14 protein-coding genes and 1 riboswitch are annotated in these 14748 nt (G+C 35.3%); of the genes, 12 read left to right on the top strand and 2 right to left on the bottom strand.

Annotated features, from left to right (window positions below; translation table 11 throughout):
• Window positions 1–178 precede the first annotated feature (178 nt).
• From rluB to AC1M36_RS14390, 8 genes are all read left to right on the top strand, one after another.
• Window positions 179–907, top strand: coding sequence for a 23S rRNA pseudouridine(2605) synthase RluB (gene rluB, locus AC1M36_RS14425; protein ID WP_336451744.1), 729 nt, complete (start codon window positions 179–181; stop codon window positions 905–907).
• A 154-nt stretch (window positions 908–1061) separates the two neighbouring features.
• Window positions 1062–1583, top strand: a complete 522-nt coding sequence (gene resA, locus AC1M36_RS14420; RefSeq protein ID WP_336451745.1) for a thiol-disulfide oxidoreductase ResA — start codon at window positions 1062–1064, stop codon at window positions 1581–1583.
• Between the two features lie 150 nt (window positions 1584–1733).
• Entirely contained in the window at window positions 1734–3359 is a 1626-nt protein-coding gene (locus AC1M36_RS14415; RefSeq protein ID WP_336451977.1) for a cytochrome c biogenesis ResB family protein, read from the top strand.
• A gap of 14 nt (window positions 3360–3373) precedes the next feature.
• On the top strand, window positions 3374–4531 hold the full coding sequence (gene ccsB, locus AC1M36_RS14410) for a c-type cytochrome biogenesis protein CcsB (protein ID WP_336451746.1): 1158 nt from the start codon (window positions 3374–3376) through the stop codon (window positions 4529–4531).
• A 335-nt stretch (window positions 4532–4866) separates the two neighbouring features.
• Window positions 4867–5583, top strand: coding sequence for a DNA-binding response regulator ResD (resD, locus tag AC1M36_RS14405; protein WP_336451747.1), 717 nt, complete (start codon window positions 4867–4869; stop codon window positions 5581–5583).
• Window positions 5583–7358 carry an ATP-binding protein gene (locus AC1M36_RS14400; RefSeq protein ID WP_336451748.1) on the top strand — a complete coding sequence of 592 codons (1776 nt, stop codon included), beginning with the start codon at window positions 5583–5585 and terminating at the stop codon, window positions 7356–7358. Before resD ends, AC1M36_RS14400 begins: the two co-directional genes overlap by 1 nt.
• Before the next feature lie 412 nt (window positions 7359–7770).
• Entirely contained in the window at window positions 7771–8343 is a 573-nt protein-coding gene (locus AC1M36_RS14395) for a cob(I)yrinic acid a,c-diamide adenosyltransferase (protein ID WP_336451749.1), read from the top strand.
• Between the two features lie 84 nt (window positions 8344–8427).
• Window positions 8428–9042, top strand: coding sequence for a peptidoglycan DD-metalloendopeptidase family protein (locus AC1M36_RS14390; protein ID WP_336451750.1), 615 nt, complete (start codon window positions 8428–8430; stop codon window positions 9040–9042).
• A gap of 27 nt (window positions 9043–9069) precedes the next feature.
• Here AC1M36_RS14390 and AC1M36_RS14385 read toward each other — a convergent pair whose 3' ends face one another.
• Window positions 9070–9756, bottom strand: a complete 687-nt coding sequence (locus AC1M36_RS14385) for a hypothetical protein (RefSeq protein ID WP_336451751.1) — start codon at window positions 9754–9756, stop codon at window positions 9070–9072.
• Window positions 9757–10109: 353 nt separating this feature from the next.
• Window positions 10110–10247: riboswitch (FMN riboswitch) on the top strand.
• A 164-nt stretch (window positions 10248–10411) separates the two neighbouring features.
• Between AC1M36_RS14385 and AC1M36_RS14380 the strand changes: the two genes are divergently transcribed.
• The gene (locus tag AC1M36_RS14380) at window positions 10412–10990 is read left to right on the top strand and encodes an ECF transporter S component (RefSeq protein WP_174099601.1); all 579 of its coding nucleotides are present in this window, start codon (window positions 10412–10414) and stop codon (window positions 10988–10990) included.
• 117 nt (window positions 10991–11107) lie between these two features.
• Here AC1M36_RS14380 and AC1M36_RS14375 read toward each other — a convergent pair whose 3' ends face one another.
• Window positions 11108–11356 (bottom strand): ferredoxin, encoded by a 249-nt coding sequence (locus AC1M36_RS14375; RefSeq protein WP_017152544.1) that lies wholly within the window; start codon window positions 11354–11356, stop codon window positions 11108–11110.
• Window positions 11357–11584: 228 nt separating this feature from the next.
• Here AC1M36_RS14375 and AC1M36_RS14370 point away from each other — a divergent pair, with 228 nt between their 5' ends.
• The 3 genes from AC1M36_RS14370 to AC1M36_RS14360 are packed head-to-tail and all read left to right on the top strand — an operon-like array spanning window position 11585 to window position 14727.
• Window positions 11585–12646, top strand: a complete 1062-nt coding sequence (locus AC1M36_RS14370; protein ID WP_479845979.1) for a YpbB family protein — start codon at window positions 11585–11587, stop codon at window positions 12644–12646.
• Window positions 12636–14168, top strand: a complete 1533-nt coding sequence (locus AC1M36_RS14365) for a RecQ family ATP-dependent DNA helicase (protein WP_336451753.1) — start codon at window positions 12636–12638, stop codon at window positions 14166–14168. Before AC1M36_RS14370 ends, AC1M36_RS14365 begins: the two co-directional genes overlap by 11 nt.
• Window positions 14164–14727 (top strand): CPBP family intramembrane glutamic endopeptidase, encoded by a 564-nt coding sequence (locus AC1M36_RS14360; RefSeq protein WP_479846027.1) that lies wholly within the window; start codon window positions 14164–14166, stop codon window positions 14725–14727. Before AC1M36_RS14365 ends, AC1M36_RS14360 begins: the two co-directional genes overlap by 5 nt.
• Window positions 14728–14748 lie beyond the last annotated feature (21 nt).

Genomic DNA, 14748 nt, shown 5'->3' with positions numbered 1-14748 from the left:
TTGTTGTGAACAACTGTATGAACGTAAACAATAATAAAGGATAAAAGTAGCATTCGACCTTTAAAAGTTTGCACTATAGCTATGTTGTTTATGATAGACGAGGAAAATCGCTTTAAACCTTAGGCGGTTGCCAAGTCTTTCTAATGAAGGTAAGATAAATTTGAGGTGAATTAAGGAAATGGAACGATTACAAAAAGTGATTGCGCAAGCTGGAATTGCGTCAAGAAGAAAAGCTGAAGAGCTTATTCAGCAAGGAAAAGTGAAAGTTAACGGTAAAGTAGTGACTGAGTTAGGAACAAAGGTAACTCCTCAAGATAAAGTAGAAGTAAATAATATTCCTCTTGAAAAAGAAGAACCTGTGTATTTCTTACTATATAAACCAACTGGTGTTATTTCGAGTGTGTCAGATGACAAAGGAAGAAAAGTTGTTACAGACTTTTTCCCTGAAATCACACAGCGTCTATTCCCAATTGGTCGTTTAGACTATGATACGTCTGGCGTACTCCTTATGACCAACGATGGTGACTTTGCAAACATATTAATGCATCCAAAATATAAAGTTGAGAAAACATATGTTGCAAAAGTAAAAGGACCATTAACAGGAGAGAAAATTCGAATGTTAGAAAAAGGTGTTGTATTAGAAGATGGAAAGACAGCGCCTGCACGTGTGAAAATTCTTTCTTGGGATAAACGTAAAGAGATGGCAATTGTTCAATTAACGATCCATGAAGGACGTAACCGTCAAGTTCGCCGCATGTTCGAAGCGCTTGGCTGTAAAGTAATGAAATTAAAACGTGAACGTTATGCTTTCCTAGAAGCAGGAAGCTTACGTCCTGGTGATGCGAGAGAGTTATCACCTCATGAAGTAAAACAACTACGGGCGCTTGCTTCTACAAAACCAAGATAAGTGGTAAAGTCAAACTTTCATCCGTGGGGAGTGTTATCTCCCGCGGGTGATTATGGATATATACATGAAAATAAACAAATGCTCCAAGTAAGGGACAAGTTAGTAGTTACAGAAATTGTTTACATACAAATTCATCGAAGAGAGGGGAGCGAGTATGAATAAGAATCGCTTACTATTTCGCATTGTTATTTTGCTTATTTTAAGCGTAGCAGTAGGATTTACACTCTATCAAGGCTTTTTTGTTGATAAGGAAAAAATGCAAATTGGGAAAAAAGCACCTAACTTTGTTGTTACAGATCTAGAAGGAAAGAAAATTGAGTTGGATGACCTGAAGGGAAAAGGAGTATTTTTAAACTTTTGGGGAACGTGGTGCAAGCCGTGTGAAAAAGAGATGCCTTATATGAATGAATTATATCCTAAATATAAAGAAAAAGGCGTTGAAATCATTGCGTTAGATGCAGATGAAACGAATATTGCAGTGAAAAATTTTGTGAATCAATATGGATTAAAGTTTCCTGTTGCAATTGATAAAGGGCAAGAAATAATCGGTACATATGGCGTGGGCCCACTGCCAACATCATTTTTAATTGATAAAGACGGAAATGTAATTGAAAAAATTACGGGTACACAAACGAAGGATCAAATAGAGGGATATTTAAAGAAGATTACTCCTTAATAAAGAAAGCCTTTACATAATGTGATAATCAATGTGTTTGCTAGGTGAAGGTGCTTTGCTTCGTCTTAGTACCTCTATTGAAAATTCTGAGTATTGCGGTAACTTGCGGTTGCAGGATACAATGATAAATAGAAACAAGAGGCGGTGAGAATATTGGAACAGATAAAGTGTGAATGTGGGCATGTAAATCCAATTGGTACAATTTTTTGTGAAGCTTGCGGTAAACCTTTTGAAAATAAGGAAGATACGAGATTACTAGATATGCGATATGAGGGAAGTGCTCGGCGTTCTCTTACTCATACGAAAACGATCGTGGATAAGATTTGGAGCTTCTTTTCTTCTGTTAAAGTAGGAGTATGGCTTATTGTTATCACTCTATTAGCATCGGCAGTTGGTACTATATTTCCGCAAGAAATGTACATACCTCCAGGTGTCACGCCGAGTGAATATTATGAACAGGAATATGGTTTTCTAGGACAACTATATTATCAATTAGGTTTTAATAAGTTATATAGCTCATGGTGGTATATGATTTTAATTGCTTCAATTGGTGTATCACTTGTGATATGTAGTTTAGATCGTGTAATTCCGCTTTATAAAGCTTTAAAAAAGCAGGGGGTAAAAAGACACCCAAGTTTTTTAAAGAGACAACGGTTGTACGGGACCGGCTCTCCGAAAGAGGGGGATCTAGAACAGATTCAAGCTAATTTAAAGAAAAAAAATTATAATGTAAGAGTTGATGGTGAAAATATTTTAGCAGAAAAGGGCAGATTCTCTCGCTGGGGTCCATATGTAAATCATATCGGTCTTATTATTTTTCTGTTTGGAGCAATGCTACGGTTTCTTCCAAGTATGTATGTGGATGAATCGCTATGGTTACGTGATGGTGAAACGAAAGAGATACCAGGAACAGATGGAAAGTATTATTTAAAAAATGAAAAATTTATAAAAGAAGTTTATGACAAAAGTAAAGATAATCAAGTATTTAATGATGCAATTGATCGTGTGGGCGATAAAATGATTGCAAAAAACTATCAAACGAATGCCGTATTATACAAAACTGTAGGGGAAAGTGTTGCGGGACAAAAACCAAAGTTAGAGAAAGTAAAGGAAAGTGAAATTAGAGTAAATGAACCGCTTAAGTTTGATCAGTTTGCTCTATATCAATTAGATTTTAAAGAAAATGAATTTAGTAGTATGTCTTTTTCCTTACAGAAAAAAGATAATCAGCAAAAATGGGAACCTATTAAAGTTAACCTAGAAAATCCAAAAGAAACATATGATTTAGGAGATGGGTATTCTATAAAATTATTAAGTTATTTTCCTGATTTTTATTTTGATGAGAATGGTCAGCCGAATACAAAAACAAAGATTCCGAACAACCCAGCTTTCGTTTTTAAAATGTTTACACCAGAGACGCCAAAAGGAGAAGTGAGCTTTGTAGGTATACAACAAAACATAGAACCTGAGGGGAACAATCAATATAAAATGACCTTTGCAGGAGTAGAAATGCGAAATGCAACGGGGTTGATTGTAAGAAAAGATTTGACACTGTGGATTCTTGGTATTGGAGGGTTTATCTTCATGGTTGGCGTGATTCAAGGTATGTATTGGAATCATCGTCGCATTTGGATACAACGTGTTAAAGATGAATGGTGGATTGCTGGTCATACAAATAAAAACTGGTTTGGCTTGCGGAAAGATATTGAAAAAGTACTTGAAGGAACAACGATTCCACAACCATACGACAAAGTAAATAATCAAAAAATTAGTTAAGGTGGGGAGAATATATGGCGCAAATAAGCAGTAATTTCCTATTTACCGCTTTCATCTTATATTTAATTGCAACGCTGTTCTTTGGAGGAGCAATTAAAGAAAAAGGTCGGAAATGGGCGAATGTAGGCATAACCATAACAATTTTAGGATTTGCCGCTCAAACGGTGTACTTTGTAACAAGGTGGATAGCTTCCGGGCATGCGCCAGTAAGTAATTTCTTTGAGTTTGGTACATTCTTCGGTATGATGCTAGTTGGTGCTTTTATTGTTATGTACTTTATGTATCGTGTAAGCATAGTTGGATTATTTGCTTTACCAGTAGCGCTATTATTAATTGCATATGCTAGTATGTTTCCAAGAGAAATTTCACCGCTTATTCCATCATTGAAAAGTAATTGGCTACATATTCATGTAACAACAGCAGCAGCTGGACAAGCTATTTTAGCAATTAGTTTTATTACAGGAGTTATGTATTTGCTTAAAAATGTAGATCAATCAAAAAGGTCGAAACGGACATTTTGGTTAGAAACAGTCGTTTTTACACTCGTTTGTGCGGTTGGATTCATAGCGGTAACAACAGTTTATTCGGCAACGAAATATGAAGCGAAGTTTCAATGGGTGGATAAAAATGAACAAAAAGTAGAGATGAAATATAATCTTCCTGCACTGGTTGGTCCCCATGAAGGGAAGTTACTAACAACTGAAAAACTTGAACCGATTGCAGAAATGCCTGCTATCATAAATGCAAAGAAATTAAATACAGTGATTTGGTCATTGCTTATTGGAACAGGACTTTATATTGTATTAAGATTAATCTTACGAAAAAGGGTATCTGCGGCCCTTCAGCCAGTAGTGAGAAATGTTAACAGTGATTTACTCGATGAAATTGGATATCGCTCTATTGCGATTGGATTCCCAGTCTTTACATTAGGAGCGTTGATTTTTGCGATGATTTGGGCGCAAATTGCATGGACGCGTTTTTGGGGATGGGATCCAAAAGAAGTATGGGCACTTATTACATGGCTCTTTTATGCTGCATTTTTACATTTACGATTATCTAAAGGATGGCATGGTGAGAAGTCGGCATGGCTGGCGGTAATTGGGTTTGCGATTATCATGTTCAATTTTATAGTCGTGAACTTAATCATTGCTGGTTTACACTCATATGCATAAGATAGCATGTAATTCATTTAAGCATGATAAAATAGGAAAGTGTTTGTCACTTTCCTATTTTATTTTTGTCAATTTCTTTTCTTTTTTGAGAAAAACATGGCAAAATAAAGGTTGATTTTGTAAAATGATGTCGGGGCCTAAATGTCCTGTTCAAGTAAAATACATATTTTTGGAAAAGAAATGAACAAACTTTATTATTCTTGTGAAGTATAATGTCTAAGATGGAAGACTAACATTTTAGAATTATCTATTATGAGATAAGAGTAAAAACAGTATTACATTGTAGAAAGGTAGGTGTGAACCGTTGTCATATTTTTTATGGGCAGCGGGAAGCAATGGAAAACGAACCAAGAATTTTAATTGTGGATGATGAAGAGCGTATTCGTCGTTTATTAAAAATGTATTTAGAAAGAGAACAATATACGATTGATGAGGCTGATAATGGTGATACAGCGTTAGAAAAAGCATTGCAAAATGACTATGATTTAATCTTATTAGATATCATGATGCCTGGAAAAGATGGAATTGAAGTATGTAAAGGCATTCGTGAGAAAAAAGCAACACCAATTATTATGCTGACAGCTAAAGGTGAGGAAGTAAACAGGGTGCAAGGATTTGAAGTTGGCTCCGATGATTATATCGTAAAGCCGTTTAGTCCACGTGAAGTAGTTCTTCGTGTAAAAGCAGTATTACGCCGTTCTGTAACAACAACATTCTTTACACAAGATACAACAACAAAAGATATTATTGTATTCCCACATTTAACAATTGATAACGATGCGCATCGCGTTACAGCTGATGGTGATGAAGTCAATTTAACACCCAAGGAATATGAATTATTACTATTTTTAGCAAAGGCTCCTGATAAAGTATTTGATCGTGAACAATTGCTAAAAGAGGTGTGGCAATATGAATTCTTTGGAGATTTGCGTACAGTAGATACACACGTAAAGCGTTTGCGTGAAAAGTTAAGTAAAAAATCATCTGATGCAGCGAAGATGATTGTAACTGTATGGGGTGTTGGTTATAAGTTTGAGGTTGTGAACGACTGATGCTTTGGAGAAGTGTAGTAGGAAAGCTATGGATGACAATATTGCTTCTTGTTTCATTTGTTCTTGGCTTTGTTGCCATTTTGCTTTCACAGTTTTTTGATAATTACTATATTGAAATGAGTGAAACTCGGCTTACAAAAGTAGCGACAAGTGTTTCGGAATTAATTGAAGAAGGTGCAGACGAAGAAACGATTGAGAATATTGCATATAAGTTTGCTGATCCGCTCTCACGAATTATTATTGTGAAAGGGGATCATGAAGTTTCTTCTTCACCGAAACAAGAAGGACTGGTAGATCTTACAATAGAAGATCTGAAAAAGGATAAAGATTTAGCAGCTGTTTTTATAGATAAAAAAGAAAATAAAGAAAAAATAAAAAAAGTGTCTGATGACAAGACGAATAAGAATTCTGAAAATGATATTATGATTGTTGGTAAACCACTCCAATCATCAAATCATAGTGCGGTGTTTGTATATCAATCATTGCAAGTTCCAAAACAAGGTATGGAAAAAGCAACTGATTTCATTTTTCTATCAGCGGGAATTGCAATTATTTTAACAACTTTCTTTGCGTTTTTCTTATCGACACGAATTACAGCTCCTCTTCGTAAAATGCGTGAAGTAGCCTTTGAAGTGGCGCGCGGAAAATTTGATACGAAAGCACCTATGGTTTCGCAAGATGAAATAGGAGAGCTAGCAACGGCATTAAATCAAATGGGAAAACAACTGAAGTTTAATATTAATGCGCTGCAACAAGAAAAAGAACAACTTTCTAGTATTTTAAGTAGTATGGCAGATGGTGTTGTAACACTGAATCAAGAAGGTGAAGTTGTTGTTATCAATCCACCAGCGGAGCGCTTTTTACAAGTTTGGCAAGAAGAAAAAGAGTTAGAATTAAGTAGAAATTTACCACCTGAGCTTGTTGAGTTGTTCCATCTTGTAGTAGAGAGTGAGCAGCAACAAGTTATTGAAATTAATTTACAAAAGGGTAATTACGTTGTCCTTATGACTCCGCTATATAATCAAACAAAGATTCGTGGTGCTGTCGCAGTCCTTCGAGATATGACAGAAGAACGTCGTCTTGAGAAAATGCGTCAAGATTTTATTGCGAATGTGTCTCATGAATTGCGTACTCCGATGGTTATGCTTCAAGGGTATAGTGAGGCCATCTTAGATGATGTTGTTCAAACGAAAGAAGAAATAAATGAGTTTGTACAAATTATTTATGATGAGTCTGTTCGTTTAGGGCGCCTTGTAAATGAACTTTTAGATTTAGCTCGGATGGAGAGTGGTCATGTAGAACTACATATATCTGAAGTGGATATTCATCCGTTTGTTGAGAAAATTGGTCGCAAGTTCCAAGGAATTGCGCAAGATAAAGAAGTGCAGTTAACCGTTGATTTCCGTAATCCGATTGAGGAGCATCCGTTTGATCCGGATCGTATGGAACAGGTATTAACGAACTTAATAGACAATGCAATTAGGCATACAAACGCAGGTGGTCAAGTTAAGCTTATTATTGATACGAAAAATAATGGGCTTGTTTTTGAAGTGCAAGATTCAGGTGTAGGTATCCCTGAGGAAGATATTCCGTTCTTATTTGACCGCTTCTATAAAGCTGATAAAGCAAGAACACGTGGAAAAACAGGTGGGACTGGTTTAGGGCTTGCAATTGCTAAAAACATTGTGCAAGGTCATGATGGTAAAATTTCTATATCAAGTGTTGTTGGAGAAGGGACGACATTCTCTGTATATTTACCAGGTCAATCCATATAAGTGATATTGCTGTGAGTGAATATGGAAGTTCTAGTATTTTTTATTCCTTTTGAGTTTATAATATTCTCTCAATGGAATGAAGAATATTAGAGCTTTTTGTTTTATCCCATAAAATCCCCACTGTTGGAAACTTCGCTTTATCGTGCTATTTGTAAATGGTAGTCTCTCTATGAGAATTGAACGAAAGACAAAAAGGTTAGAGTAAGAAAAGAATAAATCCATATTGATTTGCTGACATATCATTCGCGGCTATGAAAACAAAAGGTAATGACTACTCATTTTCTCTTTTTGTTTTCACATGGCATGGGGCTAAAAAAGAAAGGTTTTAATTCGTTTTAAAATGTATACTTACATTTGTAATAGCTACTAGTGTAATGAATAAAGCTTACTTAAAAAGAGAGGTGTAGAAGATTTGAAATTATATACAAAAACAGGAGATAAAGGACAAACAAGTATTATCAGTGGGCGAGTTGATAAAGATCATATTCGTGTGGAAGCATATGGAACAATTGATGAGGCAAACTCTCATATTGGATATGCAATGACTATGATGCGAGAAGAACGCTTTCAAGACATATATGATGAGCTTGAAAAGATTCAGCATGAGTTGTTTGATTGCGGTGGGGATTTAGCAATTATGCAGCAAACAATGCCGTATAAAGTAACGGAAGAGATGGTTATATATTTAGAAGAACGAATTGATTGCTACATAGAAGAAGCTCCGCCGCTAGAGCGTTTTATTTTGCCTGGTGGGAGCGCAGCGTCTGCGATGATTCATGTTGCGCGTACGGTAACGAGAAGAGCTGAGCGTCATATTGTATCGCTAAGTAAGCAAGAAGAAATAAATGAAGTTGTATTACGATATGTCAATCGATTATCTGATTATTTATTTGCGATTGCTAGAGTGGTAAATGCTCGTCTTAATGTGGACGACGTTGAATATAAACGAAGTGCAATTGTTTTTCGTAATAAGGAAGTGGAGTAATTCACTTTCTTTTTTTGTATACTTTTTTCCGTAATATACCACAATAGAGAAAGTGTGACGGTTATTATAAAACGGAGGATGCATATGAAAGGCTTAAAAATCGGGATACTTGTCTTTGGGTTGTTTTTTAGTTCTCAAATATATGCTTTTGCTGAGGACGGGCGATGGACATGGCCTGTAGATGGAAGAATTAGTGATTATTTTGGAACAAGAAGTGGAAAACACTATGGTATTGATATAGCTGCTTCAATCGGAACCCCGGTTGCAGCGATTCGGAGTGGAACGGTAACAAAATCCTACTTTTCAGATAGTTATGGACATGTAGTGTTTATTAAACATGGAGAATATGAAGCTGTTTATGCTCATCTAAATAAGAGATATGTACTGCAGGGGGAACATATTACAAGAGGTGAGGTAATTGGTGAAGTAGGTAACACAGGTGAATCAAGAGGAGCACATCTGCACCTAGAAGTTCATAAAGGTGCTTGGACGTTCGGGAAAAGAAATGCAATGGACCCGTTGCTTGTTTTAAAGGAAGAGATGAATCAAGTAGCATCAGCATCACTATATGTTGTACAAAAAGGAGATACTTTGGTTAGTATTGCACATAAGTTCGGTATGACAGTTCATGAAATAAAAGTGAAAAATGCATTGAGGAAAGATCGGATTTATCCAAATCAAAAATTATATATAAATTAAAAAAGGGCTAGTCGAACTAGCTCTTTTTTACCAAAAAATAAAGACACATATAAATCCAGAAATAGCTAAATAGCTATAATAATAAAAGACCTTGGCCCTCGTTTTTTCGGTTGTTCGAAATAATACTATGGTTGGTTCGATTAGTCCAATTGTCAAACACAGTAGACCAAGGAGCATACAACCGATAGAAAAAGAATACAAGGCAACTTGTATTTGTTGGAATGGAATAATCCACTTTAATAAAAATGCAATAAGTGCTGTATAACAGATGCTGCCAATGTATTTGTTTAAGATTGTATTAGAACGAAAACCAGGAAGTTTTTTCAAAAAGGATCGAGAAACAACTTCTGTTTGTAAAGAAGTATGTTCTTCAATTATTTTTTGAGCTTCTTTTCCTTTATGAAAGAGAGAGAGAATCCAATTTCGTTTTCCTTGGAAAACAAATTGCGATGTTGTTAAATAGTGATCAATTTTCACTTTATCCCAACTGTTCCAAGGGTGACGTTCACATAGCTTTAGTTTACTTTCTGTTGTTTTATCATACTGATAAACACTAATCCCTTCTTCGTCAAAGGTAGCATAGTATGTTTCTTTTGAAAATGTGCCTAAATCAATTGGGCAGTAGAAAAGTAATTCTTTTTTTAAATAAAAGTATTCTTTTCTTAAGTTTTTTTTCATTGTTTCTTGAATAGAGTGTCTTTTTTCTTTCTTCATGACATTTCCTCCGTATTAAGAAAATGCTCTTATCTTAACAATTCAACATCTTATCACTTTTCTGTATGGATGACTAGGGAATTGCGAAGGAAAAAATCGAATTGTAAAAAATATGGATTGTGTTGTCGTATAATCCTATGACTGTTTTTATGTTGTCTTTATCCTACTATTCGTGTGCTGCCCGTAAAAGCCCGATTGGTGAGGGTTGATAATAAGTGGGGGATGAAGAACTCCCCCCACTTATTAAAGTTTCACTTTATAATGAAAATATTACTTACTATTTATAAGTTATAAACATTTTTGTTCACAACTGTATGATGATGTTGTATAATGGTGGAGAAAATAGAATATCGGTCTATCTTCGGGGCAGGGTGAAAATCCCGACCGGCGGTGATGAACAGTTTCTTTTCGTTCTAAGCCCGCGAGCCGTTAAGGCAGGATTTGGTGAGATTCCAAAGCCGACAGTATAGTCTGGATGGGAGAAGATGGAGGTTCAAGCGTTCAAAAAAGATAAGTATTTGAACGTCTGTTTGATGTGCCTAAAAAATTCTCCCTTTGTGTTTTACACAAAGGGTTTTTTCATGATAGGAAAAAATAGGCATAGCAGAACCTTTCCACTTTCCATGAGATGATCGATGGAAAAGGAGAGAGAAGGATGAAACAAAAAAACAGTGTAGTACAAATGGTGAGTGTAGCGATGCTTAGTAGTATTGCGTATTTGCTTATGATGTTGGATTTCCCATTCCCAGGACTTCCACCGTTTTTAAAAATTGACTTTAGTGATGTGCCGGCTTTAATTGCAGCGATTATTTTTAGCCCGATTGCAGGTGTAGTTGTAGAAGCGATAAAAAATATTCTTCATTACGGAATTCAAGGCAGTTTAACGGGAGTTCCAGTTGGAGAAATAGCAAATTTTATTGCAGGGTGTCTATTTATTGGACCAGCAGCTTTCCTATTCCGGAAGTATCGCACAGTAAAAAGTTTAACAACAGGGTTAATGTTAGGGACGGTTACTATGGCGGTAATTATGAGTGTGTTAAATTATTTCATCATTTTACCAGCTTACACTTGGTTTTTAAATCAGCCTGCTATGTCTAGTAGTGGTATGCGACAAATGATTGTAGCGGCAATTCTCCCATTTAATTTAATTAAGGGAATTGTTGTAACAGTTGTATTTGTAGCACTGTTCTCACGCTTAAAAGTGTGGGTATTTGCAAAAATGAAAAATGCATAGAAACTTTGGTCATCAGTGGGAGAGTACCGCTGATGGCTTTTTTATTTGTGAGTTAGATGAATAACAAAAAACCCCCCTCATAAAAATGAGGGGGGTTTTTTGAAGTTAATAAAAAGACTATTCGAATTTTAAAGCGTCGCCATCGAATGCTTCGTCAGCAACTTTAATTGAGTCAGTTGGACAACCTTCAAATGCATCCATCATGTCGTCAATTAATACGTCTGGAATTTCAACGATACCTTGGTTATCATCTAGTGTTACAAATGCAATACCTTCATCATCGTAGTCATAAATGTCTGGTGCAGCAGCTCCGCAAGCTCCACATGCGATGCAAGTGTCTTTATCAACAATTGTATATTTTGCCATATTTTTTTCCCTCCTGATAATATGTATGTGAAAATAGTCGCTATAAAAATTATAATCTTATTGTAAAACGGTTTTTCAAACTTTTCAACATAAAATTATAATGATAATGCTTATCAATTAGGGTGTCAACTTATTTTTGATTTATTTCATAAGATTTTCAAAATGCCTAAATGCTGTACAGTTTGATACAATAGAAAATATAGATGTAATTGAAAGGTGGAAGCGGCAATGCAGTTACAATATACTTTATTATATTGTATAAAACAATTAAATGGTGAACGAACTGTTTCTTCCATTTATCACCTTTTAAAAGGGAAACGTTCTTCACAAACATTACAAGACGGAAATATATTTCGCATTTCTTTTCTGTTTGGGATATATAAATCATTACAACGTTCTGATTATGATCAGGAAATTGAACATGTATTACATAAAGAATGGATTCAGAGCGTGCATGAAAATACGTACATTTTAACTGAAACGGGAAAACGACAGCTGGGAACTTGGGAAGAAACACTTTTTTTTCCGCAGTATTTACACGGTTTGCACTATGGTGATCTTGGTGAAATGTTTTGGAAACGACTTTCGTTAATTATTCAAACCGTATCAAATTTACAACAGCAAAATGCAAAGTTTATTCCAATCCAACAAGATACTGAGGTAATGATGTGGGTTAAGCAGTTTCTCATTGGGCTGCCATATGCAAGAAGTGAACTTGCAAAAAGTTTATGGAAAGAGATGCATATGCTATTACAAGATACTTTACCGATAGAAGCAACAATTTTTACATATCGATTAACTGGATATGAAAGGATTGGGTATACATTAAAGCAACTTGCGGAAATTACAAGTCAAGATGTATTTCGCGTACATCTTTTATTTTGGGGCACGGTTCATTTCTTTATTCAATCTGTTCGAGAGAATGAAAAAGAATTCCCGCTATTAACAAAAATTATTGCTTATCCGAATGAAAGAGCGGATTTGTTTAGTTTATCAACACAAAAAACATATCAACTTTGGAAACAAGGACGTTCTTTGGATGAAATTGCAACAATTAGAAATTTAAAGGTTGCAACAATAGAAGATCATTTTGTTGAAATTGCATTACGAGAAAGAGATTTTTCCATTGAAATGTTTATGGAAAAAAATAAAATCAAGCATGTGCAGCGCATTATTGAAACGTTACAAACACGTAAGTTGCGTGTGTTAAAACAAGCAGTAGGAGAAGCGATTTCTTATTTTGAAATTCGTCTTGTGTTAGCGCAGATGGGGGTTGTAAATGAGGCTTGAGGATTATTTGCATAAGTGGTTTGGTTATAACGAATTTCGTCAAGGGCAGAAAGAGGTTATTGCGGATTTATTACAAGGAAAAGATGTTGTAGCAATGCTTCCAACTGGAAGAGGAAAATCAATGTGTTATCAGCTTCCGGGCCTTATGCAAGATGGAACAGTATTAATTGTTTCACCATTACTATCCTTAATGGAAGATCAGGTAGCGCAGCTTAAATATGTAGTGAAGGACCGTGTGATCGCGTTTAATAGTTTTCGTACCTTGATTGAAAAAAAGAAAGCGATAAAAAGATTATCTTCTTATAAATTTGTCTTTGTCTCGCCTGAAATGTTGCAATCTGAAGTAATAGTAAGAGAACTAAAAAAGATTCATATCTCACTATTTGTGATAGATGAAGCACATTGTATTTCGCAATGGGGCTATGATTTTCGAACAGATTATAAAAAATTAGACCAAGTTATAGCAGGTATTGGACGTCCTCCTGTGTTGGCATTAACAGCTACTGCAACAAAAGAAGTATTGCAGGACATTATAAAAAGTTTAAAACTTACGAATGTAGCAGAACATTTGTATTCGATTGATCGCCCAAATATTGCAATGGAGGTACAATTTGTACAAACAATAGAAGAGAAAAAAGAAGCGCTTCTCAAGCATGTTACTTATTTGCAAGGACCAGGAATTATTTATTGTTCGAGCAGAGCTTGGACGGAGCGTCTGGCAGAATATTTAAGGAGTAAAGGTATAGCAGATGTTGCATTTTATCATGGTGGAATGGAACATGAAGAGAGAATGTTAATTCAGCAGCAATTTATGAATGATCAATTGCAACTTGTTATATGTACAAGTGCATTTGGTATGGGGGTAAATAAGTCGAATACAAGGTATATTATTCATTTTCATTATCCAGCAAATATTGCTTCTTATTTACAGGAGATTGGTAGAGCGGGAAGAGATGGAGAGGCGAGCATTGCAATTCTACTTTGTAGTCCGCTAGATCATGATCTACCGGTTTCTATCATTGAAGATGAATTACCAAATAAACAACAAATTCAATTTTTATTCTCCTTACTACAAGAAAAGATGTTTCACACGAAAGTATTGCCAATAGAAGATGTGGAAGAAATTTGTTATAATGCTGCAAGGTTTAGTGAGCAACATTGGCGTTTTGTACGTTATCACTTAGAAAAGATGAAAATCATACAACAGAAGAAGCTCATTATGGAATCCTTGTCAGATGAGACAAGGGAAAAAATAATGTTAGAAGTAGATGAGCGTCTTCGGAATAAATATAGTCAACTAGAAAATATGAAATCATGGCTACAGTATAAAGGGTGTAGACGGGAACAGATGCTACATCTATTTGGATATAAGAAGGAAGCGCAGGTAAAAAATTGCTGTGACTACTGTGGTATTTCAAAAGAAGATTACAAAAAAAGACGAGCAAGACAATCAATTTTCGACTATAATTGGGAAGCAGAGTTACAATTTCTCTTTGGTATGAGAGAACGGAGGAATGATTAACATTCAAAGACGTAGTATTGAAGACATAGGTCCGAAAGAAATACGGCTGAATCTCTATATAACACAATTAATAATTATAGGTGTTGGCTGTGTGTTAGCCTATATATTATTTCCAAATAGGAGTGAATTTTATGATTTGTGGAAATGGGAACCCATTTCAATTCTTGTAATAGGTAGTGTGGTTGCGGGCATTGTTGTGTTATTTGATTATATTGCTATGCAAGTGCTACCAGAATCGTGGTTTGATGATGGGGGAATTAATGAGCGAATGTTCCAAGGAACTTCTGTAATACAATTATTCGGTATTACGTTTGTTATTGGATTTGCTGAAGAGTTTTTATTTCGAGGTGTATTACAGACGCATTTTGGACTTGTAGTTGCAAGCCTTATTTTTGCTGTTTTACATATTCGATATGTGAAGAAGCCATTTCTGTTTTGCTTTGTATGTATGATTAGTTTTCTATTTGGATATGTGTTCCAATGGACAGAGAATTTATTTATAACAATATTTGCACACTTTCTTGTTGATTTTATAATGGGACTTCAATTAAGAAAATAAGTGGAAGGTGGTGGTGAACAA

This window comes from Bacillus sp. Medicinal_06 (assembly GCF_056711665.1).
The sequence above is the reverse complement of the archived record's forward strand: the minus strand, read 5'-3'. Positions and strand labels throughout refer to the sequence as shown.